We start from the raw sequence: 26,117 nt of genomic DNA, 5'->3' as shown, positions 1-26,117 counted from the left end.
ACAGGTCTGGGGGGTAACAGTCATGACGGAACGCCGGACCCACATGCGGCGCGTATTGTTCGAACGCGATGTCGAACTGGCCCTCGTGGACCACGCGTTGGACCAACTGGCCGGCGCCCGCCCCGGAAGCGGCGGCGCGGCGACTCCCGGAGCCAGGGCCGCCGCGGGCCCCGGGGCGAGCGGCGGCGCGCTCCTCGCCTTCTGCGGCCCCGCGGGCCTCGGCAAGACCACCCTGCTCGCCGAGGTGCGCCGGCGGGCCCGCGCCCGCGCCTGCACCCTGCTGGCCGCCCGCGGCGGCGAACGGGAACAGGGTCAGCCCTTCCACGTCGCCCGCCAACTGATCCAGCCCCAGCTGGCCGGCCGCTCCGAAGCCGAACTGCGCGCCGCCCTCGGCAGCTGGTACGCCATCGTCGGCCCCGCCCTGGGACTCTGCGCCCCCGAGGAAGGCGCGCCCCCCGACCCGCAGGGCCTGCGCGACGGCCTCGACTGGGTGCTCACCCACCTCGCCGTCCAGCGCGCCCCGGTGGTCCTCGTCCTCGACGACGCCCATTGGGCCGACCCCGAGTCGCTCGGCTGGCTCGCCGCCTTCGCCCCCCGCGCCGAGCAGCTCCCGCTGCTCCTCGTCGTCGCCTACCGCCCCGACGAACTGCCCGTCCACGCCGAGGCGTTCCGCACCCTGCCCGGCCGGGCGGGCAGACGCCCGCTCACCCTCGCCCCGCTCACCGCGGCCGCCGTCGGCCGGCTCCTGCGCGACGAGGTCGGCGACCACGCCGACGACGCCTTCTGCCGGGAGGCCTGGGAGGTCACCGCGGGCAATCCCTTCGAGGCCGTCGAGCTGAGCGCCAAGGTCCACGACCGCGGCCTCGACCCGGTCGAATCCAGCGCCCCGCTGCTGCGCGACCTCGCCGCCGCCCAGCGCGGCAGCGGCCTGGTGGCCCGCCTCGAACGACTCGGACCCTCCACCGTCCGCTTCGCCTGGGCCTGCGCCGTCCTCGGCACGGCCATCCCGCGCGACCTGGCCGCCCGGGTGGCCGGGCTCGGCACCGAAGAGGCCGTCGACGCCACCGAACGGCTGCGCGGCGCCCGCATCCTCTGCGCCGCGGCCGAGCAGGAGGGCGGTCCCGGAGCCGACGGGGGCCCGGAGCCCGACGGCGGCCTCGAATTCGTCCACCCGCTGATCGCCACCGCGATCTACCGCGCCATCCCCGACGGCCTGCGGGTCGCCCTGCACGGTCAGGCCGCGGTGGCCGTCGTCGACGGCGGCCTGGGCGCCTCCGCGGCCGCCCGCCACCTCCTGGAAGCCCACCCCGAGAACGACCCCTGGGTGGTGCGCACGCTGCGCGAGGCCGCCCGCGAGAACCTGCGGGCCGGAGCGCCCGAAGCCGCCCGCCGCCAGCTCGCCCGCGCCCTGCGCGAACCCCCGGACTTCGACGAGCGGGCCGCCGTCCTGTACGAACTGGGCTGCGCCTCACTGCTCACCGAACCGGCCACCACCGTGAACCACCTGCGCGCCGCCCTCGCCGAACCCGTCGAGGACCCGGCGCTGCGCCAGGGCATCGTCATCCGGCTCGCCCAGGTGCTCGCGCACAGCGACCGGCTCGCCGAGGCTTGCGACGCGCTGGCCCGGGAGATCCGGCACACCCCCGACGTCCGGGGCCGGTTGCGGCTCCAGTCCGAGCAGTTCATGTGGGGGGCCTTCAACGCCGCCGAACCCGACTCCCCGGCGCGCTCCCGCCGCCTCGCCCGGCTCGCCGACCGGCTCACCGGCCGTGACCTCACCGAGCGGTACGTGATCGGGCTGCGCGCCTGGGACGCGACGCTGCGCGGCGAGTCCGTGGACGTGGTCCTCCACCACGCCGGGCGCGCCCTGGCCGACGGCTTCAGCTGGGCCCACGAGGACCGCGGCTTCGAGGTCCCGGTGCTGGCCGCGATGGCCCACATGTACGCCGACCGGCCCGAGCGCGCCGAGGAGCTCTTCGAGGCGGGCACCGCCGAATTCGAGCGCCAGGGCTGGCGCGGGGCGCACCTGTCCTTCGCCTACAGCCTGCGCGCCTACATCCGCTACCGCTCCGGGCGCCTGGTCGAGGCCGAGGAGCTGGCCCGGGCCGGACTGCGGCTCGCCGAGCGGGTGGGCCGCCGCACGCCCGTGCACTGGTACGCCATCGCCATCCTGGTCGAGACCCTGCTGGCCCGCGGCCGCGCTGAGGAGGCTTGGGACCTGGCCCGCGCACACGAGTTCGCGGAGCCCTTCCCGGCGGCCGTGGTCTTCCCCGACTCCCAGACCGTGTACGCGGAACTGCTGCTGGCCCGCGGCAACACGGCGGCGGCGATCGCGGAGTTGGAGGCGGTGGACCGGCGGCTGACCCCGCGCGGCATCCAGAACCCGGCCTGGTGCCCCTGGCAGCTGCACCTCGCCCTGGCCGTGGCGCCGCGGGAACCGGCCCGCGCCCGCGCGCTCGCCGCCGACGCGCTCCGGCGGGCCCGGGTCTTCGGCGCGCCGTCGGCCGTCGGGCAGGCCCTGCGGGTGGCGGCGCGGGTGGGGCCGCGCTCCCGGCGGGTGGCGCTGCTGGAGGAGTCGGTGGCCCTGCTGAGCGACTCTCCGGCCGGGTACGAGCTGTGCCGCTCGCTCCTGGACCTGGGGGTGGCCCGGCGGGACCCGGCCCTGCTGGAGCGGGCGGCCGCGGTGGCGGTGTCCTGCGGGGCCGACGGCGTGGCGGCCGCCGCCGAGGCGGCCCTCGCCACCGCCGGGCGCGCCCCGGTCCCGGCGCGGTCCGGCGCGTAGACCGGCCCCACCGTGCGGCGCCCCGGGTGCCCCCGGGGCGCCGCGAACGGGCGTTCGGCGGCGCCGCGGGGGCCCGGGGCGGAAAGCCCATGCGGCCACGTACCATGGCCGCATGTCCTTCCTCCGCCGCCGCAGCGCCGCCACTCCCGCGGGCCCGGACTTCGATGTCCTGGCCATGGACCCGGGCGACTGGCCGGGCAACCTCGGGGCCGGGCTGCTCCCCGCCCCCGACGGCAGCTGTCAGGGTGTCTTCCTGCGCTACGACCTCTTCGGCGGCCGCGGCCCCGCGATGATCATCGGCAACCTCCCCGAGGGCTCCCCGGCCCGGGAGCTCGCCGACAAGGAGGTCCCCTTCGAGGTGGCCCAGCTCCTCCTCGCCCTGGAGAACGACGAGGACGTCGAGGTCACCGGCGCCGAGGACTGCCCCGTCATGCAGGGCGACAACCTCCTCATCGTCCGCAAGGTGAAGCTGTCCGAGTCCCGGATCTCCTGCGTGCAGTTCGACCGCAGCGACAACGTGCTGGTCACCATCGCCAGCTGGGACCGCCCGATCACCGACGACCTCTACGCGCTGCTCAAGCCGCTCCCCGCGGAACTGTTCCAGCAGGGCTGAGCCCACTCCCGCCCGTCCCCCCGGGCGACGACGGGCGGGCGCGCCCACATACAGCCCCGCCGGCGTTTGAGGCGCCCCCGGAGGGCAGACGGAGCCGCACCCGGGGGCCGCACCCGGGGCGGGGGCCCCCGAGCGAGCCCCCGTCCCGCCGGCAGCCCCCCCCGGGAAGCCACCGCTACGCGTCCGCGATGTCGTTCGCCGCCACGTAGCCGAAGGTCATCGCGGGACCGATCGTCGAACCGGCCCCCGCGTAGCTGTGTCCCATCACGGCCGCGCTCGCGTTGCCCGCGGCCCACAGGCCCCGGATCACCGAGCCGTCCTCCCGCAGCGCCCGCGCCCGCGCGTCCGTCACGATGCCGCCCTTGGTGCCCAGGTCACCGGGGACGATCTTGAACGCGTAGAACGGCGGCGCCCACACCGGGGCCAGGCAGGAGTTCGGGTGCACGCCCGGGTCCGTGTAGTAGTGGTCGTAGGCCGTGTCCCCCCGGTGGAAGTCGGGGTCGGTCCCGCTCCACGCCTGCGCGTTGAACCGGTTGAGCGTGGCCCGCAGCGCGGCCGCCGGCACCCCGATCTGCCCCGCCAGGGCGTCCCAGGACCACGCCTTCTTCGCCGCGCCGGACTCGTACCAGGAGTCCGGGAAGACGATCGTCGGCAGGACGTCCTTGAACAGGTACTTGTTGCGGTAGTTCTGGTCCACGATCAGCCACGCCGGAATGTGCGAGCCCGTGCCGCGGTCCTTCTCGTACATCACGTGCACCACGTCGCTGTACGGGGCCGCCTCGTTGACGAACCGCGCCCCGGCCCCGTTGACGATCAGGCCGCCGGGCAGGGTGCGCTCGGCCAGGCAGAAGTACGGCTCGCCCGGCAGCGGGATCGACGGTCCCCACCAGGCGTCCTCCATCAGTGCGAGCGCCGCCCCGGCCCGGCTGCCCGCCCGGATGCCGTCGCCCGTGTTCTCCTTCGCGCCCACCGACCACTGCGTGCCGATCGGCTGCTGCTGGTACCGCGCCCGCATCTCGGCGTTGTGCTCGAAGCCGCCCGAGCCGATGACCACGCCGCGCCGGGCCCGTACGACGCCCCGCGCTCCGTCCTTCTCGACCACGACCCCGGTCACCGCACCCCCCTCCTGCACCAGGTCCACCAGGGGGCTGTTCAGCCAGAGGGGCACCCCCGCCCGCAGCAGCCCGGCCCGCAGGCCGGTGGCGAGCGCCTGGCCCATGGTGAGCGGCTTCTCGCCGCGCAGCGCGGCCGCCGTGCCGCGCGCCAGGCACTCGGTGGACACCGCCAGGCCCTTCGCGCTGACCGCCGCCAGGTTGAGCCACTTGTAGTCCTGGCTGAAGACGACCATTCCGGCCGGGACCGGCATGTACGCGGGGTTCAGGCGCGCCAGTTCGCCGCCCAGGACGTTCCCGTCGATCTGGTCCGGCTCGATGGAGCGCCCGTTCGGCAGGCCGCCGGGCAGGTTGGGGTAGTAGTCGCTGTAGCCGTCCATGAAGCGGAACTTCAGCGGGCTGTGCGCCATGACGAAGTCCAGCATCCGCGGACCGTTCGCCAAGAACGCCTGCTGGCGGGAGGCGGGTACGCCCGGTCCCACCACCGCCGAGAGGTAGGCGGCGGCCTTCTCCGGCGTGTCCGGCACCCCCGCCCCCAGGATCACCGAGTTGTTCGGCAGCCAGATGCCCGCGCCCGAACGCGCGGCGGAGCCACCGAAGGTGGGGGCCTTCTCGACCACCAGCACGCTCAGGCCGCGCCCCGAGGCGGTCAGCGCGGCGGTCATCCCGGAGGCGCCGGAGCCGACCACCACGACGTCGTACTCGCCGAGCGTGGGCACGTCTGCGGCCCGCGCCGGGGCGGACGGCAGGCCGGCGGCCAGCATCCCGGCGCCGGTACCGGCCAGGACCGTGCGCCGGGAAGGGGAGGTCGGTCTTGCGGACATGGGCGGGCTCCAGCGGTGTGGGGAGGGAGGGCGGCTCTCCAGCATTTCTGATGCTGAGTCAGAAAAGGTCTTCGGGGGATCATGTGAAGTCAAGGCATACGCGGGGGTAGCGAGCGCGCCCGGAACGCGCGAAATCCCGTGGTGCACACACCCGGTGTGCGCACCACGGGATTCCCGGGCCTCGTGCCCCGCGCCGCGCGGCGTCAGCGCGTGCCGACCGCCGCCCGGACCGCCCTGCGGGCCAGCCCGCAGTCGTCGTGCAGCCTGCGCAGCAGCAGGCGGTGCTCCTCGCCGCTCGACAGGGCTCCCGAGGGCAACGGCTGGGTCGGAGCGGCCGCCGCCATCGAGCGCTGCACGGCCGTCTCCGCCATCCGGATCTCCCGGGTCAGCACCAGCATCAGGTTCACCAGGAAGGCGTCCCGGGAGGCCGGGCCCGCCGACTGGGCCAGCCTGCTGATCTGCCCGCGGGCCACCGGGGCGTCGCCCAGCACCGTCCACAGCGTCGCCAGGTCGTACCCGGGCAGGTACCAGCCCGCGTGCTCCCAGTCGAGCAGCACCGGACCCGCGGGGGAGAGCAGCAGGTTCGACAGCAGCGCGTCGCCGTGGTTGAACTGCGGCTGCACCCCGCCCATCTTCAGCCCGTGCAGCAGCTTCTGCAGGTCGCCGAGGTCCCGGTCGGTGAGCAGACCCAGCTCGTGGTAGCGCGAGATCCGGGAGGCGTACTCCAGGGGCCGGCCGAAGAGTTCACCCGGCGGCCGCCACTGGTTGACCCGGCACACCGCGCCCAGCGCCGCCCGTACGTCCGGCCGCGGCGGGGCCTCGACCGGGTGCCGCTGCAGTGCGGCGACCCGGCCCGCCATCCGTTCCACGATCAGTACGCAGTTCTCGGGGTCCGCGGCGATCAGCCGCGGCACCCGGACCGGCGGGCGGTGCCGGACGAAGGCCCGGTACGACGCTATTTCGTGCCGGTACCGCTCGCGCCATTCCGGCGAGTGGTCCAGTAAAACCTTCGCGACCGCCGTCATCCGTCCTGTGGTGCCCACCAGGAGGACCGAGCGACCACTGCGGCGCAGCACCTGTACCGGCGCGAACTCCGGACAGATCCGCTGTACCGAGGCGAGCGCGGTGCGCAGTTGCGCGCCCTGCGGGCCCGACAGGTCGATTCTTCCGCTGATCTGCTGGCCCCCGTTGCCCGGCATCCGCCGTGCCCGTACGGCGGCCTGCGCCGGGTTGGAGGGGCGGCCGGGTTCGAGGTAGGGGCCGCCGCCCGCCTGGAAGGTGCGGTGCGGCCGGACGGGCGCGGACACGGAGGACGTTGCTGCGTACATGATGATACGGATCCCTTCGTGCGCCGACGAGTTGCGTACGCCGCCCCGCTCGATCCCGTACATCACCCTGGGGAGTTCCGCCGGTGACCGGGTCGGGGAGGCGCATTCCTACCTGACACCCGACTGCGGGTGGCACACCATCTGGCGCACCCTGGCGAACCCTGGCGAATAGTCGCTCGGCATCTGACGGGGGGTTACTGTCAACTCAGCCGAGAACCTGGGGGCTTGACGTGAGCAAAGGACCCAACACCCGCCTGTCCGATCTGTTCGGGCTGGCCGGGTGGTCCAAAGGCGAACTCGCGAGGATGGTCAACCGACAGGCGGCGGCCATGGGCCACCACCAGCTGGCCACGGACACCTCGCGGGTGCGGCGCTGGATCGACGTGGGGGAGACCCCGCGCGAACCGGTGCCGACCGTACTGGCAGCCCTGTTCACCGAGCGGCTCGGTCGTGTCGTGACCATCGAGGACCTCGGGTTCGTACGGCAGAGGCGCACATCGGCACGGAACCCGGACGGGGCGAAGGAGAACCCGGACGGCCTGCCGTGGGCGCCCGAACGCACGGCCGCGGTCCTCACCGAATTCACGGGAATGGACCTCATGCTCAACCGTCGCGGTCTGATGGGCGCGGGCGCCGCGCTCACCGCCGGCTCCGCCCTCACCAACGCCATGCACGACTGGCTGCACTCCGACCCCCTGCCCGCCACCCCCGCGCCACGCTTCGGCGGCGACGGGTTCCAGGCCGACCCCGCGGGCTACGACCGCTACGAGGCCGCGCCCATCGGTTCGCAGGAGATCGAAGCGCTGGAGCGCTCCGTGGAAGTCTTCCGGGCCTGGGACGCCTCCAGAGGAGGTGGCCTCCAGCGCAAGGCCGTCGTGGGCCAGTTGAACGAGGTGGGCGGCATGCTCGCCTACCACCACCCCGACCACCTCCAGCGCAGGCTCTGGGGGGTGGCGGCCAACCTGGCGGTCCTGGCGGGCTGGATGTCGCACGACGTCGGTCTCGAACCCACCGCGCAGAAGTACTTCGTCATCGCCGCGCACGCGGCCCGCGAGGGCGGCGACCGGCCGCGGGCCGGCGAGGCGCTGTCCCGCGCCGCGCGCCAGATGGTCCACCTGGGCAAGCCCAACGAGGCCCTCGACCTGATGAAGCTGGCCCAGTCCGGCTCGGGCGAGGAGACCCTGCCGCGCACCCGCGCCATGCTGCACACCATCGAGGCCTGGGCGCAGGCCGCCATGGGCAAGGGCCAGGCGATGCGGCGCACCCTCGGCGAGGCCGAGGACCTGTTCGTGTCCGACAAGAGCGACGTGCCGCCGCCCAGTTGGATGCAGCACTTCGACGAGGCCGACCTGCACGGCATGCAGGCGCTGGCCTTCCGTACCCTGGCCGACCACGATCCGAGCGCCGCCCCGATCGCCCAGCAGCACGCGCGCGAGGCGCTGCGGCTGCGCGCGGCCGGGCACCAGCGTTCGCAGATCTTCGACTACATCTCGATGGCATCGGCCTGCTTCCTCGCCGACGACCCGGAGCAGGCCGACCGCTACGCACGCCTCGCGCTGGTCTCGATGAACGAGACCTCCTCGCACCGCACCTGGGACCGGCTGCGCGAGATGTACCGGCTGACCGGCCAGTACGCCGGCTACGGGCGCATCGAGGAACTGCGCCAGGAGATCAAGATGGCGCTGCCGACCCGACCGGTACGAACGGCGCGCGGGTCCCGGGGCACCGGGAGCGCGTCCGGGACCCAGATCTGACGGGGATGCCCGGACAGCCGCCCTCGGAGGAACACGGACACGATCACGGAAACGACCAAGGCCGCGCCTGGTGGCGCGGCCCCGAACCCCTGCTTCGCCGCCCCGTGGGCGGCGGGCTCAGTCCCCTACCCTGGCGACCAGGACGCAGGCGTCGCCCTCGCGCCCCGTCTCGCCGAACTCCTCGATGACCGCACGGACACAGTCCTGGGCCGAGCGGGCCCGCGCGAACCGTGGCGCGAGCGTCAGCAGCCGCTCGGCCCCGTCGGCCCGCCCGAACCCGATGCCGCGCGGGGTCAGCCCGTCCGTGTGCAGGACGAGGACGTCTCCCGCCTCCAGCCGTTCCTCGCGCTGCCCGTACGCCGCCCCGGAGGTCGCGCCCAGCAGGATGCCCTCCGGCGGCCGCAGGGCCCGGCCGCGGCCGCCCCGGAAGAGCAGCGGGGGCGGGTGACCCGCCTGGGCCCAGGTGAGCACCCGGTCGGCGGGGTCGTAGCTACAGCACACCGCGGAGCCGAGGGCGGGCTGGACCGAGGTCTCCACCAACTGGTTCAGCCAGCCCATCAGAGGGCCGGGCGCGATCCCGGCCATCGCCATGCCGCGCAGCGCGCCGAGCATCATCGCCATCCCGGAGGTGGCGGTGACGCCGTGCCCGGTGAGGTCGCCGACCGTCAGCATGGAGCGCCCGTCCGGGAGTTCCAGCGCGTCGTACCAATCACCGCCGATCAGCGCGCTCGTCGCCGAAGGGAGGTAGCGGGCGGCCACGTCCAGCGCGCCGGAGCCGGTGCGCGGGGAGTGCAGCGGGCCGCCCCACGGGGGGAGCACGGCCTCCTGGATCTCCACCGCCAGCCGGTGCTCGGTCTGGGCGATCTGCCGTTGGAGCTGGAGCGAGTCACGGCTCTCGCGGACCGCGCGCTCGCTGCGCCGCAGGTCGCTCACGTCGCGCAGGACGGCCCACATGGACGCGGTACACCCGTCGGAGTCGTCCATGACCGGCTCGCCGCGCATGTGCAGGGTGCGGACGCGGCCGTCGGCGCGGACGATGCGGAACTCGCCGTCGATGGCCTTGCCGTCGACCAGACAGGCCGTCACCATCGCGGTCAGCAGGGGCTGGTCCTCGGCGAAGAGGGTCGAACCGAGCTCGTCCAGGGAGAGCGGGCCGGCATCCGGGGAGCGGCCGAAGATCAGGAACAGTTCGTCGGACCAGCGGACCTCGTCCGTGACCAGGTTCCACTCGGCACTGCCGACCCGGGTCTGCTGGTTGTCGGCCGTCGGCTCCGGCGCGGGCTGGAAGGACCCCGGGCCGGGCGCCTGTGCGGGGACGGCGGGCAGCCCTTGCTTGAGCTGGCCCAAGTGCTCGTCGAGGTCGTCCAGTTGGTGCACGGCGAGGTCGCACAGCGCTCGCTGCCATCGTCCCTGCGCGTCGTCGTCGTCCACGACGGTGTCACGGCGGACCGCGTCCACGTCGCCCCGCAACCGTCGGGTCTGCGAGATCAGCGCGTCCACCGACCCGGGGCGGGGGGGCTGCGCGGGACGGTCCGCGAACAGGTGGGACGGCATGAGAACTCCGATACAGGCGCGGCACGGCCAAGTCTGAAGGAAGGACCGGTTACGACTGTTGCACAGACGGCAATGAGCTGTAAGCCGTTTGGCAACATCAGCGCCGTTCCTGCCTGCGGCATATACCAAAGGCCTCCCGACCCCCCCCTTGGCTGTACGAACAGTTCAGGTCAACGCGTCAGACGCTGACGGGAACCGGGTGGATCTCGCTGGCCGGGTGCCCGGCCCGCTCGTGGATCCGCTGGACCGCATCGGCCGAAGGTGCTTCCGAGAGGCAGTACACCGTGCCCGACGCGGGGTCGGCCCACGCGCGCTCGAAGTGCACCCCCTCTTCCGCCTCGATCGCCAGGTCCGCCCGGTGGGCGGCCGAGAGCTGATCCTCGGTGATGCCGTGCATGCCGTGATGGACGTCCATGAACAGAGCCACCGCGCGCCACCTCCTCACTGTCCTGTGGTGTCCGGTGGTGCTCCTCCCATGGTCCGCCCGCGAGGCCGGTGCGGCGCGCCGCGGCCAAAAAGCAGTGCCGCTCGCGGCGGTGTCGTTCGTACGTCCGAGGCGTACGAGCGCGGGGCCGCCGCCGGACGCGGCGCGGCGCGCTTCCGGTCGCCGGCCGCGTGCCCCCCGAACGGGGGACGCCGCATCGCGGCCCCGGCTTCCCAGCGCCTGCCGTGATCGCTACTCTACGTGCCGGTAATGAGCCAAGTGGGGTACGGCGAACAGGGCGGGCGGAGCCATATGACGGGCACGGCAGGGGCCACGGGGCCATCGGCGGCGAGGGATTCCGCGGGCGGGACGGGCCGGACGGGCAGCGCGGGTGACGCGCACGACGAGGGCTCGGCGGGCAGGGCCGCGACCGGGCGCGGTCGAAGGGCCTTCCTCACCTACCTGGTGGCCGCGCCCACCCTCGCGCTGGTGACCCGCGCCGGGGCGGACGCCCTCGCGCCCCAGGAGGCGCACGCCGCCATCCCGAGCCTGCCCGCCCCCGCCGACCTGGTCGACCTGGGCGACCTCTTCATCCTGGCCGGGGCGCCGACCTCCGCCCTGCTGCTGCTCACCGTCGAGGCCGACGGCATGATCCGCTTCCGGCTGCCCCGCGAAGAAGTCGGCCAGGGACTCACCACGGCCGTCGCGATGCTGGTGGCCGAGGAGCTCGACGCCCCGCTGACCGCCGTGCGCGTGGAACTGGACGACGCGCGCCCCGAGCTGCTCTTCAACCAGCTCACCGGCAGCTCCAACGGCATCCGTTCCCTCTACGGGCCGGTCCGCCAGTGTGCCGCGACCGCCCGTGCCCGCCTGGTCGCGGCCGCCGCCCGGCGATGGAACACCCCGGCCGCGGGCCTGACCACCGCGGACGGCGCCGTCCGCGCGCCCGACGGCCGCACCCTCGGCTACGGCGCCCTCGCCGCGGCCGCCGCCGACCCGGGCCTGATCGTCCTCGGCGCCGCGCCGAAGCCCGCGGCCAAGCAGACCCTGATCGGCAGGCCCACCAGCCGGATCGACGCCCGCGCCATGGTGACGGGGAAGCAGCGGTACACCCTCGACCTCGACGTCCCCGGGGCCAAGCCCTGCGTCCTGCGCCGCCCGCCCAGCCTCGGCGGTACGGTCCGCGCCGTCACCAACCTGGCCGCCGTCAAGGCGATGCCCGGCGTCCTCGACGTGGTCACCGTCCCCACCGGGGTCGCCGTCGTCGCCGAGACCTTCGGCCAGGCCCTCGACGCGAAGGCCGCGCTCCAGGTCACCTGGGGCCCCGGGCCCGCCGACACGCTCTCCGACGAGCAGGTCCGGGCGAAGCTGCGGACGGCCAACCCGGTCCCGATGCTGCCGCCCCTGCTCACCCCCTACGTGGACGGCGAGTTCGACTTCGCCTTCGTCAGCCACGCCCCGATGGAGACCAACTCGGCGGTGGCCGACGTGCGCGAGGACCGCGCCGAGATCTGGGCCGGGCTGAAGTCCCCGATCGTCGCCCGCCAGACCATCGCCGCCGAGCTCGGCCTGCCGCTCGACAAGGTCACCGTGCACGTGGTCCAGGCGGGCGGGTCCTTCGGGCGCCGGCTCTTCTTCGACGCGGCCCTGGAGGCCGCCCGGGTGTCCAAGGCCTGCCGCCGCCCGGTCAAGCTCATGTGGACCCGGGTGGACGACACCCGGCACGGGCGGATGCGCCCGGCCACCCACCACCGGATCCGCGCCACCTACGCGCTCGGCGAGGTGCTCAGCTTCGAACACCGGGTCGCGGCCGTCGAGACCGATTTCCGGCACGGCCTGGGCGAGATCATCACCGCCACCGCCGCCAGCCTGCCGCTGGGCATCGGCAACGCGACCCTCGCCCAGACGCTCTTCCTCACCACCGTGAAGTCCCCCTACCACTTCGGCCTCACCACCCAGTTGCTCACCGAAGTGCCCACCGGCATCCCGACCGGATCCTGGCGCTCGGTCTACTCGGCGAACACCCGCGGCGCCGAGGAGATCATGGTGGACGAGCTGGCGGCGCGGGTCGGCAAGGACCCGTACGCCTTCCGGCGCGCCTTCCTCAAGACGGCCGAACAGCGCGCGGTCCTCGACAAGGCGGCCACCGAGGGGGAGTGGGGGCGGACCCTGCCCGCGGGTCGCGCCCAGGGCATCGCCTTCCACGAGGAGTACAAGTCCCGCACCGCCTGCCTGGTCGAGATCGACGTCCGCGATCCGGAGCACGTGCGCGTCACCAAGGCGGTCATCGCCGTCGACGTCGGCCGGCCGGTCAACCCGCGCGGTCTGGAGGCCCAGATGATCGGTGGGCTCACCGACGCGATCTCCACCACCCTGCGGGCCGGCCTGCACCTGGACAAGGGGCTTCCGCTGGAGGGCAGTTACAGCCAGTTCCACTGGGCGCTCCAGCGGGACACCCCGCCCGACGTGCGGGTCTTCGTCCTGCCCGCCACCGGTGAGCAGCCGGGCGGCGCGGGCGAGCTCGGCGTACCGGCCGCCGTCGGGGCCATCGCGAACGCCTACGCGCGCGCCACCGGCACCAAGCCGCGCAGCTTCCCCCTCGACTTCGACGTCGACTTCACCCCCTACCCGCGCTAGCGCCAGGAGTACGCCGTGCCCTCGCACACCTTCACCGTCAACGGGCGGAGCGTCACCGTGGACGCGCCCGACGACCTGCCCCTCCTGTGGGTCCTGCGCGACCTGCTCGGCATCCACGGTCCCAAGTACGGCTGCGGGGTCGACGTCTGCAAGGCCTGCACCAGCCACCTGGACGGCGCGGACATCCGCCCCTGCGTGGTGCCCGTCAAGGCCTGCGCCGGTCGCGAGGTCACCACGATCGAGGGGCTCGCCGACGGCGACACCCTGCACCCGGTCCAGGAGGCCTGGCTCGAACAGGACGTCTCGCAGTGCGGCTTCTGCCAGCCGGGCCAGATCATGGCCGCCGTCGCCCTGCTGAAGCGGACCGCCACGCCCACGGACGCGGACATCGACGCGATCGCCAACATCTGCCGCTGCGGGACGTACGTCCGCATCCGTGAGGCCATCAAGTCGGCGGCCGCCCGGATGTGAGCCACGGGGGCCGGGTCGGCGGTCGGGTCGCCGGTCGGGCGCGGCCGTGCGCCCGGATCCCCCAGCTGCACCACATAACGGGCAGGATCGGCCAGTAATGACTGATCATGCTCGAATGAGGCGTATCAACGCGAAACGGGTGCTGGTCGGCGAACCGCTGGACACCGCCCGGCTGGGCGAGACCCTGCTGCCCAAACGACTCGCCCTGCCGATCTTCTGCAGCGACCCGCTCTCCTCGGTGGCCTACGCCACCGAGGAGATCCTGCTGATCCTCGCCCTCGGCGGCGTGGCCCTGCTGCACCTGGCCTGGTACGCGGCCGCCGCCATCGTCTTCCTGATGGTCGTCGTCGTCGCCTCGTACCGGCAGACCTGCCACGCCTACCCGGGCGGCGGCGGCGCGTACATCGTCAGCTCCGAGAACCTCGGCCCGACCGCCGCGCTGACCGCCGCCAGCGCCCTGCTGGTCGACTACGTCCTCACCGTCGCCGTCTCCGTGGTCTCCGGCGTCGCCGCGATCACCTCGGCCGTCCCCTCCCTGCACGACCACATGGTCCTGCTCTCGGTCTGCTTCGTGGTGCTGCTGACCTTGATGAACCTGCGCGGCGTGCGCGAGTCGGGCCGGGTCTTCGCCATCCCCACCTACGGCTTCGTCCTCGTCATCTACGTCATGTTCGCGGTCGCCGCGGTCCGCATCGGCACCGGCACCACCATCCGCGCGGAATCCGCCGACCTGCCGATCAGCGGATCCGGAACGTACGCGGGCCTGGCCGTCGTCCTGCTCGCCCTGCGCGCCTTCGCCTCCGGCTGCACCGCCCTCACCGGCGTCGAGGCGATCAGCAACGGGGTCCCCGCCTTCCAGAAGCCCAAGGCCCGCAACGCCGCCACCACCCTGGCCGCCATGGGCGTCCTCTCGGTGACCATGTTCGTCGGGATCACCGTGCTCGCCATGTCCTACAAGGTGCACGTCGCGGCCGACCCCACCGAACTGGGCCTGCCCGCCGGAACCCCCACCTCCACCGCGCTCGCCCAGATCGGCCGCGCCACCTTCGGCAGCTGGGACTTCCTCTTCTACCTGCTCCAAGCCGTCACCGCGGGCGTCCTGATCCTCGCCGCGAACACCGCCTTCAACGGCTTCCCGATGCTCGCCTCGATCCTCGCGAAGGACCGCTACGCGCCGCGCCAGCTCTACAACCGCGGCGACCGGCTCGTCTACTCCAACGGCGTCGTGCTCCTCGCGCTGGCCGCCATCGCCCTCATCGTCGCCTTCGACGCCGAGCTGACCCGCCTCATCCAGCTCTACATCATCGGCGTCTTCGTCTCCTTCACCCTCTCCCAGGCCGGCATGGTCCGACACTGGCGCAAGGAACTCGACTCCGCCGAGACCCGCCGCGAGGAGCGGGTCCACATCCACCGCCGCCTCGCCATCAACGCGGTCGGCGCCACGATGACCGCCGTGGTCCTGGTCATCGTCCTGATCACCAAGTTCACGCACGGCGCCTGGCTCGTCGTCATCGCCATGCCCCTGCTCTTCGTCGGGATGAAGGGCGTCCGGCGCCACTACGACCAGGTCGCCCGGCAGGTGGCCGTCGCCCCCGGCGTCAAACCGCGCAAACCCGCCCGCCACCACGTGGTCGTCCTGGTCGCCTCCGTGCACGCCCCCACCCTCAAGGCCATCGGCTTCGCGATGGGCCTGCGCCCCGACACGCTCACCGCCGTCAGCGTCGCCGCCGACGAGGAGGACGCCGACCGGCTCCGCGCGGCCTGGGCCGAGCACGACCCGGGGATCCCGCTCAAGATCCTCCATTCGCCGTACCGGGAGGTCGTCGGCCCGGTGCTCGCGTACGTCCAGGAACAGGCCGCCCAGGAGGGCACGGACATGCTGTCCGTGGTGATCCCCGAGTACGTGGTGGGCCACTGGTGGGAACAGCCCCTGCACAACCAGAACGCGCTGCGCCTCAAGGCGCGGCTGCTCTTCACCCCGGGCGTCGCCGTGATCGACGTTCCCTACCTGCTGGAGTCCGCGCGGCACGACGAACCCGCACCCGAGGCGCATGAGACGGCATTCGACAGCGGGGCCTAGCCGACGGAGGTGTCCACGACGACCGTGCCCCGGGCGGTCAGGTGCCGGTCGGGCGAGAAGTTCGGCGAGAAACCGAAGGGGAAGCCGTCGTTCTTGTCCGGGCTGTCGCACGGCACGTCGTAGGTCCACTCGACCACGTACCGCCCCGAGTCCGTCGGCAGGGTGAAGGACAGCTCGCCCGCGTAGCCGCCCGTCGCGCACCGGCCGTGGGTGCGCCGGACCGTGTGGGCCGGGGCGTCCGTGGCGTAACGGGCGCGGTACCCGGCCTCGGTGCGCACCTCGGCGGTGACGACGTAGCGGTGGTCGCGCCAGTCCCAGAAGAGGACGTCCCAGCTGAAGCTGTCCGCGCACACCGCGACCTTCACCGTCCACTCCTCGGCGTCCCGGTCCGCCAGGTCCATCGTGACCCGGCAGCGGGCGTTGACCTTCTCCCGGCCGCGGTAGGAGCGCTGGGTGCGGCACGAGCCGTCGGCCGGGTCCATCGCGGTGCGCCGGGTGACGACGTCGGCGAAGGTGCCCGAGCCGTCGTAGGCCTCGCCGCCCCCGAAGGCCTCGAAGTCCTCGTACGTCCCGTACTCCCCGTAGCCCGGGTACCCGCCGTACACCGGCCACGGCTCCGAGAGCCCCTGCGCCGGCGGCACGTTCTCGTCGGCCGACGGCAGCCGCCCGCCGTCGTCCGGGAGCACCCGGATCCCGGAGAGGTCCTGGTCCTCGGAGAGCGCGAGCGTGGCGAAGTTGTCGCCGTCCTCCGCCGGGCGGGGCACCCCGCCGCGGCTGAACTCGTGGTCCGAGGGGCACCGGCGGAGCACGAAGAACCGCTCGCTCTCGTCCTTCTCCCAGAACAGGTTGGCGTAGCGGGTGTGGCGGCGGTCCGGGGCCGCGGCCGTCAGCTCCGTCGGCTGCGTCTCGACCAGGTCGCCGTACTCCGCGCGGACCACCGGCCGCCGCCCCTTGAGCAGGTCCCGGCGCCGGGTGTCGTGGGTGAGCGCGCTGTAGTCGCGGTCGCCCCCGGCGACCAGCAGGCAGTGCTCGCGGGCCAGCCGGTAGAAGGGGTGCGCGCGCAGCCCGTCCAGGGCCGGTCCGTCCAGGCCCTGCGCGGCGTAGTGCTTGGCCTGCATCGCGACGTCGCTGAGCAGCATGTCCAGCTCGTACTGGAGCTGACGGGCGCGGGCCTGCTCGCGCTCCGCCGCGTAGAACTCGTGGGCCGCCTTCAGCTCGGCGGTACGGGCGGTGGCCCCGGTGAGGTCCGCCGCGAGCTCGTCGACCCGGCTCACGTCCGTGTCGTGATTGGCCAGGGTGACGAAGAAGTCGGTGGTCTCCCCGTAGGGCTGACGGGACGGCGCGCCGAAGTGGGTCCAGTGCAGCAGCGTGAGACGGCCGTTGTAGAGGTCCTTGAACACCACGTACCGGTGGTCGTCCTCGCGCGGGCTGGTCGGACCGAAGTGCCGTGCCCGGATCTCCTTCTCGAACGTGATCCGCCGGTCGTCCGGGGTGATCCGCAGCTGGAACATCCGGCGGCCGTCGCCGCCGGGACGCTCCAGCTCGCGCAGCAGCTCGGCGGTCGGTTCGTCGAAGGTGGGGGGAAGGAAGCCCTGGGGCATGGTGTCTCCCGGTGTGGGGGTCGGTGCGGTGCGTCACCGAGCCTGACCGAAACACCGCCACCCGCGGGACCCGGTCGCAGCCACCTGACCGGATCGCGTCCCCCGCCCACCGGCCGGGACCGCGCTGCTGATCACCCGGCCGGCCCGGACCGGCGCGGCGCGGACGGCGGCGACTTTGGCGCGGATGCGCCCTGCCCGTCGGCCGCCCGCTGGACCACCGCGGCGTGCGCCAGCGCGAGCTCCACGACGTGGGCCGGGTCGGTCAGCGACCGGCCGGTCAGCTGCTCCAGCCGACGCAGCCGGTTGGAGACCGTGTTGCGGTGGCAGTACAGGCGCTGCGCCGCGTAGGTGGTCGAGCCCTGGCAGGCCAGCCAGGTGCCCAGCGTGGTCAGCAGCACCCGGCCGTCCTCCGGGGCCAGCGCCAGCACCGGGCCCAGCACCACGTGGCGCAGCCGTCCCGCGAGCTCGCTCTGCCCCGCGACCAGCGCCGCCGGGAGCCGCTCGTCGAGCAGGGCCGTGCGCGGGCTGCCCGGGCCGGTCGTGGTGCGCAGCGCCAGGACGGCCAGGCGCCGGGCCCGGGCGAACTCGGCGGGCGCCGCCACCACCGGGCTCACACCGGCCCGGACGCCCAGGGGCAGCAGTAACTCGCGCACCGCCTCCAACGGGTGGTGGCCCAGCTCCACCACCGCGCTCTCGCCGTCCGCCCGGATCCGCCACAGGACGCGCGGCCCGGCCGCGGAGGCGGACGGACGGGTCACCGGGTCGGCGCCGGCGCCCAGCACGAGCACCGCGAACCGCCCCTGCCCCGGCAGCCCGAGCTGGGCGGCCGCGGTGGCGGCCGCCTCGGGCGTCCCGCCGTCGAGCAGGGCGTCGAGCAGCGCCGCCCGCCGCTCCCGGTCACGGCCGCCGCTCGCGCCCTCGGCCCGCCGGTAGGCCTCGGCGGTGGCGTCCGTCTGCTGGTCCAGCACGTCCCACAGCACGCTCGCCGCGGGCAGCAGCCGCGGCAGTGCGGCGCGGTCGTGCGCGGTCACCGCCTCGGTCAGCGTCTGCCACAGCAGCCGCCCCGCCTGCCGGTGGGTCCGCAGCAACGAGGAGAGCGGTAACCCCTGTTCGGCCCGCAGCGCCCCGACGGAACGTGCCTCCGTGAGGTCCACCGGCAGCCCGCGGGAACTACGGACCACCGCCTCGACGGTCTGGCGCAGCTGCCGGTGCGCACGCTCGCGCAGCTCGGCCCGGCCGAGCGGAGCGGCGTACGCGGGGTCCTCGGCCAGGGTCCGCTCGGCCAGCCGGTCCGCCCCCACGGCGAGCCGCCGGGCCAGGTCCTCGCGTATCTCCTCGATGATCCGCTCCATCGGGGCAGCGTGACACGGGAACGGCTCCGGTGGGGAGGGCCTGAACCCGGCTCGTCGTCACGCCGCGCGGTACTGCTTTGCTCCCGGAGGGTCCGGCTTGGGACACTGCGGGAGTGAATGCGACCGACTTGTTCCATCAGATGCTCCGCGAGCGCATAGCCCCGGCACTGCGCGAAGCGGGCTTCACCGGCACTGGCCGGGAGTACCGGCTCGCGGTCGCCGCCCCCGACCACGCCCTGATCGGCTTCCAGCGCAGCGCGGGCTCCACCCCGGACCGCTGCCGTTTCACCGTCAACCTCCGCGCCGTCGGATACCAGGAGCACGAGGACCTGCGACGGCTGCGGCCCGCGCTCGGCACCCGGCTGTCGGCCAACCACGTCGGCCCCGTCGGCTGGCACGCCCGCATCGGCGGGCTGCTCGGCCACCCGCACGACCACTGGTGGACGATCACCGACGAGCAGAGCGCGTCGGTGGTCGCCGAGGACGTGGTGGACCTGGTGCAGCGCCACGCCGTACCCGCGCTCTGGGGCCGGCTGACCGGTCACGCGCCGGTGCCCGGGCCCGCCGTCGACCCGCTCCCCGAGTGTCTCCACAGCGGCTGCGCGAACCACCCGGACGCGGCGGGCGAGGAAGCGGGGGAGGACGCGGGCGAGTACGCGTTCGACGCCGCCGACCTCATCGGCACCGTCGTCTACGAGGTGGGGGAGCGCCAGGCCTGGCCCTACCTCGTCTTCCACGACGAGGAGGCGCAGGCGGAGGGCCGCGTCACCATCGACGCCTCGTGGCGGCTGGCACAGCCGGACTTCGGCTGGGTCCGGGTGGGCCACGACCAGGCGGGCGACGAGCGGATCGTGCGTTCCCCGGGCGCCACCCTCCCCGCGCACAAGATGGCCGTGCTCGGCGAGCTCGGCCTGTGCCGCGTCTCGGACGCCGAGGTCCGGCCCGACGGATCGCTGCACGTCTGCTTCGAGCGGGGCACCCCGCGCGACGCCTGCCTCACGGTCTCCGGCACCCCGCACGCCATGACGGTCACCACGCCCTGGCGGTTCGACGGCTGGACCCGGGCCTGACGGGGACGCGATCCGGCCTTCGTCGATCTCGTGCCCGCCGTGACGCGAGTCAGCTGGTGTTGCGGGCGGCGAAGGACTTTGATGGGTTTGCCAGGCCGCCTACCGGAGCAGGGGGACTACTCATGGGCACCGAGCAGACTCAGCGGGACAGCGCACCCCACAGCACACCCACCCTCATCTGTTCCGTCCAACGGGCGCTGCGCCTGGTGGAGGCCATGTACGCGGAGGACGGTGCGACGGCCAAACGGCTGGCGCGGATCACCGGGATCCCCCTCCCGACCGTCTACCACTTGCTGCGCACGCTCACCCACGAGGGGTACGTCCGCCGCGAGGGCGGGGCCTTCCGGCTGGCCGACGGCCGGCCCCTCCCGTTGGCCTCTTGACCACAAATGATCAGGGGATGACCGGTCTTGGACGGCATCCGGCCACCGGTCCGTAAGCATCAAGCGCATGTTCCAAGGGAAAATGCCAGAACACCCTTCCGCAGTGTGGAACTTCAGTAAGTTCCTCTCTGTCGCGCCGCACGACCGTGCACCACGCACGACCGGCCGGGAGGGGAACCCGCGTGCCCGGGATCGACGAATGCCTGCTCGAAGCCATGACGCTGCCCGGTGCGCGCGGGGCCGCGCTGGTGGACTGGAGCAGTGGACTGGCCCTCGGCACCGCGGGGGAATCACCGGTGGGGGACCACGAGACCACCGCCGCGGAGACCGCGGAGCTGGCCCGGGCCGCCGCCGAATACGAGTCCTTCGCGCCCGGCCCGCCGGACGGGGACGGCCGCCCGGCCCCCGGTGATCCCGGGGACGCGGAGGGCCCACCCATCGAGGACCTGATCGTCACCACCCGCACCGGCTACCACGTGCTGCGCTTCGTCGAGACGAGCTTCGACAGCAGCGTCTTCCTGCACCTGTGGCTGGACCGGTCCCAGGGCAACCTCGCCCTCGCCCGGCTCAGACTCAGGGACCTGGCGCAAGGGCTGGTGCTCAGATGACCACCGCGCCCGTCACCGCCGACGCCGTGTCCGGCCCCACCGCCGTCTCCCCCCTGCTCACCCGGCTCGCCGCCGAGCGGGCCACCGGAGCCCTCCTGCGCGACCGCGGCACCCTCTTCCTGGAGGACGGACGGATCGTGCACGCCGAGAGCCCGGCCACTCCGGGCCTCGACGTCCTGCTCACCACCGGCGGGGGACTCGCCCCCGAACGCTGGCGGGAGGCCGTGGACCGGGCCGGGGCCCGGCGCCAGGTCGCCCGGTTCCTCGTCGACAGCGGCGGGCTCGCCGGCGGCGAACTGGAGATATGCCACCTCGCCGCGATCTTCGACGCCGCCTTCTTCGCGCTCTCCCCGGGCAGCGGACCGTCGCGCTTCCGGCGCGGGGCCACCCACTGGATCGGCTCGGTGCGCTCCGTACCGGCCGCCGCCGTGGAGCGCGAGACCCGGCGCCGGCGCGAACTGCTGGACGCGGTGTGGCCGTACCCCCTGCTCGACACCTCGCCGGTGGTGCCCCGGCCGGCCGCGCCCGGCCAGACCGTCACCAGCCGCCAGCGCGTCCTGCTGCGGCAGGCGGACGGGGTGCGCACCCCCGCCGCACTGGCCTGGGTGCTGGGACGCCCGGCCTTCCACACACTGCTCGACGTACGGCGGCTCGCCGCCGCCGGTCTGGTCGAGACCCCCCACGCACAGGTGCCCGGGCCCGCGGCGGATCCGCTGCCGCAGTGGTTGACCCAGGCCCAGACCCCGGACGTGGCCCTGCTCCGCCGGTTACGCGACGCACTGGAGGCAAGCCTGTGAGGCTCCCGCTGCGACCGCGCGCCGACCGGCGGCAGGCCGACCGGGGGCGTCAAACCGAAAGGAGACTGTCGATGGTGCCCGCCGAGGCCGAAGCCGAGATCCTCGCAGAACTGCGGCGGCTGCGGGCCCGGGTCCCCCAGCTCACCGGAGCCCTCGCCGCCAGCGCCGACGGGCTGGTGCTCGCCCGGGACACGGCCGCCACCGAGGCGGAAGCCGTGGCGGCGCTGACCGCCGCGGCCCTCGGAGTGGCCCAGCGGCTCAGCGACAGCACCGGGCAGGGCGACTTCAAGGAACTGCTCGTCCGGGGCGAGAACGGGTACGTCGCCACCTACGCCGCGGGGGACGCGGCCGTCCTGACCCTGATCGCGGAGCCGCGCGCCAATGTCGGCCGGCTCCATCTGGAGGCCCGTCGCTCCAGCCTGCGGATCGCCGAGCTGATAGACGGCGTCCTCGGCCGCCGCGGCCCGCAGGTCCCCGAGGGACCCCGCTGACCCCGAGCACCACGCACCGCACCACCCGCCCCCACCGCACCACCCATCACCCCATCACCAGTAGGAACACCGGAAAGGAATCCCCCATGGCCAACGTGGAGACCGCCCTCAAGGAGACCACCACCATCGACGGCGCCATCGGCGCCGCCCTGGTCGACTACGGCAGCGGCATGGCCCTCGGCACCATCGGCGGCGGCAAGGACTTCGACCTCTCGGTCGCCGCCGCGGGCAACACCGACGTGGTGCGCGCGAAGGTGCGCACGATGGACCTGCTCGGTCTCAAGGACGAGATCGAGGACATCCTCATCACCCTCGGCTCGCAGTACCACCTCATCCGGCTGCTGCGCGGCCGCAATGCCCAGGGCCTCTTCCTCTACCTGGCGCTGGACAAGGATCGGGCCAACCTCGCGATGGCCCGGCACCATCTCAAGCGAATCGAGGCCGAACTCGAGGTCTGACGGTACGTACGCGCACGGTGGGGTGGCGAGCGGTCGAATTCTTTGCCGTTCGCCCCTGCCACCTGCAGTGTTTTGTCCAGATTGGGTGGAGTTTATAATCCCGTTACAGAGTAAGATGCTGTAATTAGCTGATCATCGACTGACAGACCCGCTGGAGAATTCGTCACCCATGCCCCCGCGCCTGAGCATCGTCGTCCCTGTCTACAACGTCGAGCTCTACCTCGATGAGTGCCTGGAGTCTCTCGCCGCGCAGACGTTCGGCGACTTCGAAGTCATCATGGTCGACGACGGCTCGACGGACACCAGTGCCGTCATAGCCAAGGCCTTCGCCGCACGGGACGGTCGCTTCCGACTGGTCATGCAGGAGAACGCCGGACTCGGCGCCGCCCGCAACGCCGGCGCCCGGCACCTGTCGGAGGGCAGCGAGTACCTCGCCTTCGTCGACAGCGACGACACCCTGCCGGCGAACGCCTACCAACTGATGGTGGACACCCTCGACGAGACCGGCTCGGACTTCGTCGGCGGCAACGTCCTGCGGTTCCGCTCGGTCGGCATGAACCAGTCGTGGGGGCACAAGGCGCCCTTCGCCAAGACCCGGCTGAAGACGCACATCTCCAAGTTCGCCCCGCTCGTCACCGACCGGACCGCCTGGAACAAGGTCTACCGGCGCACCTTCTGGGACGAGCACGGGTTCCAGTACCCGGAGGGCATCCTCTACGAGGACGCCCCCGTCAGCATCCCCGCGCACTACTTCGCCACCAGCGTCGACGTGCTCAGCGACGTCGTCTACCACTGGCGCGTCCGCGAGACCGGCGAGCGCTCCATCACCCAGCGCTCCACCGACCCGGTCTCCCTCGTCGACCGCGTCACGTCCGTACGCCTGGTCCGCGACGCGCTCAAGGCCAAGACCGGCGCCAAGTACGCCCGTTACCTGCGCGACTACGACCACAACGTGCTGAGCGAAGAACTCCCGCTCATCTACAAGTACGTGCCCGAGGGCGGCCAGGACTTCCGCGACGCCTTCGTCCGCGACGTCGGCGCCCTGGTCCGCGAGATCGGCAGCGAGCCCTGGAGCGACCTCACCGTCGCCGACCGGCTCAAGGCCTACCTCGCCGGCGAAGGCCGCGTCGAGGACTTCATCGCCCTCCTCAAGCACCAGAGCGACTTCTCCTACAGCGTCCCGGTCAAGGGCCTCGCCCGACCGCAGGCCGACTACCCCTTCCTCCAGGGCCGCCCGCCCGTCCCGGCCAAGGTGCTCACCCTCGGCCCGCGCGAACGCCGCGTCGTCAGCAGGCTCGAACACGCGGCGTGGAGCGGCGGCAAGCTGCTGCTGCGCGGCTACGCCCTGCCGGGCCACCTCGGTGCCGAGAGCCGCCTGGGCTCCCGCAAGATGCTGATCTTCCGGGAGAAGGGCAAGCGCCGCCGTACGGTCGTCAACACCCGCACCGTCGCCGCGCCCATGGCCACCGTGAACGCGGCGCACCTCGCGCTGCGGCACGCCGACTGGGCCGGCTTCACCGCCGTCGTCGACCCCTCCGTCTTCCAGCAGGGCGGCAAGTGGCGCGACGGCACCTGGACCACCTCGATCGCCGTCACCGGCGCCGGCGGTCTGCACCGCGCCCGGCTCAAGGGCGGCGACCACGACAGCGGCCTGACCCCGCCCGCCCACTGGGTGGCGCCCGACGTCCGGATCGTCCCCACCGTCGCCGGTGCCCTCACCGTCACGGTCGAGGTCGTCCGCGCCCGGGTCCTGGACGTCCGGCCCGACGCCGACGGCGCCGGCTTCCTGGTCAGCGGCGAGCTCGCCGCCGACTTCGGCGCCGGAGCCGCCCTGCGCGCCCAGCACCAGAACAGCGGCACCGTCGTGACGCTCCCGCTGGAGATCACCCCGGGCGCCCACGGCGGCCGCAGCGCCTTCACCGTCCGCGTGCCCGTCGCCGACCTGGCCGCCGTGCCCGACGCGGTGCCCGCCCCCGGCGAATGGCTCCCCGAGCCGTGGAACCTGTCCGTGACCCGGGCCGACGGCACGGCCGTCGACCTCGCGCACGACGAGCGCGGCGGGTTCACCGGCCTCGTGGTGCCCGTCCCCGGGGACGACACCGGCCGCTCCGTCTTCGTCAAGCGCACCGCCGTCGGGCACCTCTGCTTCGCCCTCCAGCCGTCGCCGCCGCTGGTGGAGACCGTCACGACCGAGGACGGTCGGCTGACCCTGCGCGGCACCTACCTGCCGCCCGCCGACAGCGCCGACGAGCCGCACGAGCTGGTCCTGCACAACTGGCACGGCGAGGAGTACAGCTACCCCGTCACCCTCGGCGACGGCCGCTTCGAGGCCTCCTTCGTCCCGATGCTGCCCGAGCACTTCGCGGGGCGGACCACGTTGCCCCACGGCCGCTGGTGGCCGACGCTGCGCCCGGTCAGCCGGGGCGGCGTCACCGCGAGCCTGCTCGGCGTCGACCGGGGCGCCCCCGTCCAGATGGTCGCCCCCGCACTCGGCAGCGGCCCCGCCGGCCTGACCGTCGAGGGCCGGCGGATGCGCGTGGAAGCGCGCTTCTTCGACCGCATGGCGCTGGTCGTCGACCAGCTGCTGACCCCGCACGACCGCTCCCGCTACGCGCAGCGCATCGCCCGCGACGTGACCTACCCGCAGCAGCGCCAGGCCCCGGTCAAGGACATCGTGGTCTACGACACCTTCCAGGGGAACGGCGCGGGCGACTCGCCGCGCGCCATCCACGAGGAGCTGGTGCGCCGCGGCGAGAAGCTGGAGCACGTCTGGCTGGTCCGCGACGGCCACGCGGAGGTCCCGCCGACCGCGCGCGCCGTGCAGTACCGCAGCCTGGAAGCGTGGGACGTGCTGGCCCGGGCCCGCTACTACGTCGCCAACGACAGCGTGCCCGCGACGTTCTTCCGCCGCGAGGGTCAGGTCGTCGTCCAGACCTGGCACGGCACGCCGCTCAAGCAGATCGGCCACGACTTCATCCACGACTACTACTCGAGCCCCGAGGTGCTCGAAGCGCTGGAGCACGACAGCGCCCAGTGGTCGCTGCTGGTCTCCCCGAGCAGCTTCGCCACGCCCATCCTCAAGCGCGCCCTCGGTTTCAAGGGCGAGGTCATGGAAGTCGGCAGCCCGCGCGCCGACGCGCTGGTGCGCCCCGACGCCGACCGGATCGCCGAGGTCCGCCGCCGGCTCGGGCTGCCCGAGGGCAAGAAGGTCGTCCTCTACATGCCGACCTGGCGCGAGAACAACGAGGGCTGGTCCAACGGCTACAAGCTCGACCTGCGCATCGACCTGGACGAGGCCCGGCGCGAGCTCGGCGAGGACCACGTGCTGCTGGTCCGCGGCCACTACCGGGTGACCGAGCAGGTCCGCGACGCGGTCCGCGACGGCTTCGTGAAGGACGTGTCCCGCTGGGCCGACGCCACGGACCTGCTGTTGGTGGCCGACGTCCTCATCTCGGACTACTCGTCCGCGATGTGCGACTTCGCGCTCACCGACCGGCCGATCCTGCTGTTCAGCTACGACCTGGCGCACTACAGCGGCACGCTGCGCGGCCTCACCATCGACCTGGAGGCCAAGGGGCCGGGCCCGCTGCTGCACGATGCGACGAGCCTGCTCGCCGCGGTGCGCGACGCGGACGCGATCGGCGCCGAGTGGGCGGAGCGGCGCGCCGCCTTCCGCGCGGAGTTCTGCGACCTGGACGACGGCCGGGCGGCCGAGCGGGTCGTCGACCGCATGCTCCAGATGTAGCCCGTACGGGTGCTTCGCGGACTGGTCCCGGGC

General features: G+C 73.4%; 18 protein-coding genes and 1 pseudogene. 13 read left to right on the top strand and 6 right to left on the bottom strand.

The window, feature by feature from the left end:
- The first annotated feature begins 22 nt into the window (after positions 1–22).
- Both ACZ4UB_RS04640 and ACZ4UB_RS04635 read left to right on the top strand, forming a co-directional pair.
- Positions 23–2,782 carry an ATP-binding protein gene (locus ACZ4UB_RS04640; protein ID WP_468068220.1) on the top strand — a complete coding sequence of 920 codons (2,760 nt, stop codon included), beginning with the start codon at positions 23–25 and terminating at the stop codon, positions 2,780–2,782.
- Between the two features lie 112 nt (positions 2,783–2,894).
- On the top strand, positions 2,895–3,395 hold the full coding sequence (locus ACZ4UB_RS04635; protein WP_354384530.1) for a hypothetical protein: 501 nt from the start codon (positions 2,895–2,897) through the stop codon (positions 3,393–3,395).
- 175 nt (positions 3,396–3,570) lie between these two features.
- Here ACZ4UB_RS04635 and kstD read toward each other — a convergent pair whose 3' ends face one another.
- Complete coding sequence (gene kstD, locus ACZ4UB_RS04630; RefSeq protein WP_468068581.1) at positions 3,571–5,271, bottom strand: 3-oxosteroid 1-dehydrogenase; 1,701 nt, start codon at positions 5,269–5,271, stop codon at positions 3,571–3,573.
- Between the two features lie 263 nt (positions 5,272–5,534).
- Positions 5,535–6,659, bottom strand: coding sequence for an aminoglycoside phosphotransferase family protein (locus ACZ4UB_RS04625; protein WP_354383270.1), 1,125 nt, complete (start codon positions 6,657–6,659; stop codon positions 5,535–5,537).
- 230 nt (positions 6,660–6,889) lie between these two features.
- Between ACZ4UB_RS04625 and ACZ4UB_RS04620 the strand changes: the two genes are divergently transcribed.
- Positions 6,890–8,413 carry a DNA-binding protein NsdB gene (locus tag ACZ4UB_RS04620; RefSeq protein ID WP_468068219.1) on the top strand — a complete coding sequence of 508 codons (1,524 nt, stop codon included), beginning with the start codon at positions 6,890–6,892 and terminating at the stop codon, positions 8,411–8,413.
- Between the two features lie 117 nt (positions 8,414–8,530).
- Here ACZ4UB_RS04620 and ACZ4UB_RS04615 read toward each other — a convergent pair whose 3' ends face one another.
- A complete protein-coding gene (locus tag ACZ4UB_RS04615; protein ID WP_468068218.1) occupies positions 8,531–9,967 on the bottom strand; it encodes a PP2C family protein-serine/threonine phosphatase in 1,437 nt (478 codons plus the stop codon).
- Positions 9,968–10,145: 178 nt separating this feature from the next.
- Complete coding sequence (locus tag ACZ4UB_RS04610) at positions 10,146–10,394, bottom strand: SCO4226 family nickel-binding protein (protein WP_354383267.1); 249 nt, start codon at positions 10,392–10,394, stop codon at positions 10,146–10,148.
- A gap of 309 nt (positions 10,395–10,703) precedes the next feature.
- Here ACZ4UB_RS04610 and ACZ4UB_RS04605 point away from each other — a divergent pair, with 309 nt between their 5' ends.
- The 3 genes from ACZ4UB_RS04605 to ACZ4UB_RS04595 all read left to right on the top strand — a co-directional run bounded on the left by ACZ4UB_RS04605 (position 10,704) and on the right by ACZ4UB_RS04595 (position 15,579).
- Complete coding sequence (locus ACZ4UB_RS04605; RefSeq protein ID WP_468068217.1) at positions 10,704–13,028, top strand: xanthine dehydrogenase family protein molybdopterin-binding subunit; 2,325 nt, start codon at positions 10,704–10,706, stop codon at positions 13,026–13,028.
- 15 nt (positions 13,029–13,043) lie between these two features.
- A complete protein-coding gene (locus ACZ4UB_RS04600; RefSeq protein ID WP_468068215.1) occupies positions 13,044–13,499 on the top strand; it encodes a (2Fe-2S)-binding protein in 456 nt (151 codons plus the stop codon).
- A 115-nt stretch (positions 13,500–13,614) separates the two neighbouring features.
- Positions 13,615–15,579, top strand: a complete 1,965-nt coding sequence (locus tag ACZ4UB_RS04595; protein WP_468068214.1) for an APC family permease — start codon at positions 13,615–13,617, stop codon at positions 15,577–15,579.
- Here ACZ4UB_RS04595 and ACZ4UB_RS04590 read toward each other — a convergent pair.
- Both ACZ4UB_RS04590 and ACZ4UB_RS04585 read right to left on the bottom strand, forming a co-directional pair.
- Complete coding sequence (locus ACZ4UB_RS04590) at positions 15,576–17,180, bottom strand: hypothetical protein (RefSeq protein ID WP_468068212.1); 1,605 nt, start codon at positions 17,178–17,180, stop codon at positions 15,576–15,578. The genes ACZ4UB_RS04595 and ACZ4UB_RS04590 overlap by 4 nt on opposite strands.
- Positions 17,181–17,311: 131 nt before the next feature.
- Complete coding sequence (locus tag ACZ4UB_RS04585) at positions 17,312–18,532, bottom strand: PucR family transcriptional regulator (RefSeq protein ID WP_468068211.1); 1,221 nt, start codon at positions 18,530–18,532, stop codon at positions 17,312–17,314.
- 113 nt (positions 18,533–18,645) lie between these two features.
- Between ACZ4UB_RS04585 and ACZ4UB_RS04580 the strand changes: the two genes are divergently transcribed.
- From ACZ4UB_RS04580 to ACZ4UB_RS04550, 7 genes and pseudogenes are all read left to right on the top strand, one after another.
- A complete protein-coding gene (locus tag ACZ4UB_RS04580) occupies positions 18,646–19,602 on the top strand; it encodes a DUF4304 domain-containing protein (protein WP_468068210.1) in 957 nt (318 codons plus the stop codon).
- A gap of 122 nt (positions 19,603–19,724) precedes the next feature.
- Positions 19,725–19,958, top strand: a pseudogene (locus ACZ4UB_RS04575) (helix-turn-helix domain-containing protein); the annotation flags it as partial.
- A gap of 209 nt (positions 19,959–20,167) precedes the next feature.
- Positions 20,168–20,593, top strand: coding sequence for a hypothetical protein (locus ACZ4UB_RS04570; RefSeq protein WP_468068209.1), 426 nt, complete (start codon positions 20,168–20,170; stop codon positions 20,591–20,593).
- Positions 20,590–21,390: a transcriptional regulator gene (locus tag ACZ4UB_RS04565; RefSeq protein ID WP_468068206.1), complete on the top strand. Its 801-nt coding sequence runs from the start codon at positions 20,590–20,592 to the stop codon at positions 21,388–21,390. Before ACZ4UB_RS04570 ends, ACZ4UB_RS04565 begins: the two co-directional genes overlap by 4 nt.
- A gap of 71 nt (positions 21,391–21,461) precedes the next feature.
- The gene (locus ACZ4UB_RS04560) at positions 21,462–21,881 is read left to right on the top strand and encodes a roadblock/LC7 domain-containing protein (RefSeq protein WP_354383259.1); all 420 of its coding nucleotides are present in this window, start codon (positions 21,462–21,464) and stop codon (positions 21,879–21,881) included.
- An 86-nt stretch (positions 21,882–21,967) separates the two neighbouring features.
- A complete protein-coding gene (locus ACZ4UB_RS04555) occupies positions 21,968–22,339 on the top strand; it encodes a hypothetical protein (RefSeq protein WP_468068204.1) in 372 nt (123 codons plus the stop codon).
- Positions 22,340–22,508: 169 nt separating this feature from the next.
- Positions 22,509–26,084: a bifunctional glycosyltransferase/CDP-glycerol:glycerophosphate glycerophosphotransferase gene (locus ACZ4UB_RS04550; protein WP_468068203.1), complete on the top strand. Its 3,576-nt coding sequence runs from the start codon at positions 22,509–22,511 to the stop codon at positions 26,082–26,084.
- Positions 26,085–26,117: the final 33 nt, after the last annotated feature.

Source organism: Streptomyces sp. NPDC028419 (assembly GCF_055565515.1).
Note: the sequence above shows the minus strand (reverse complement) of the source record. Positions and strands in the feature narration are given on the sequence as shown.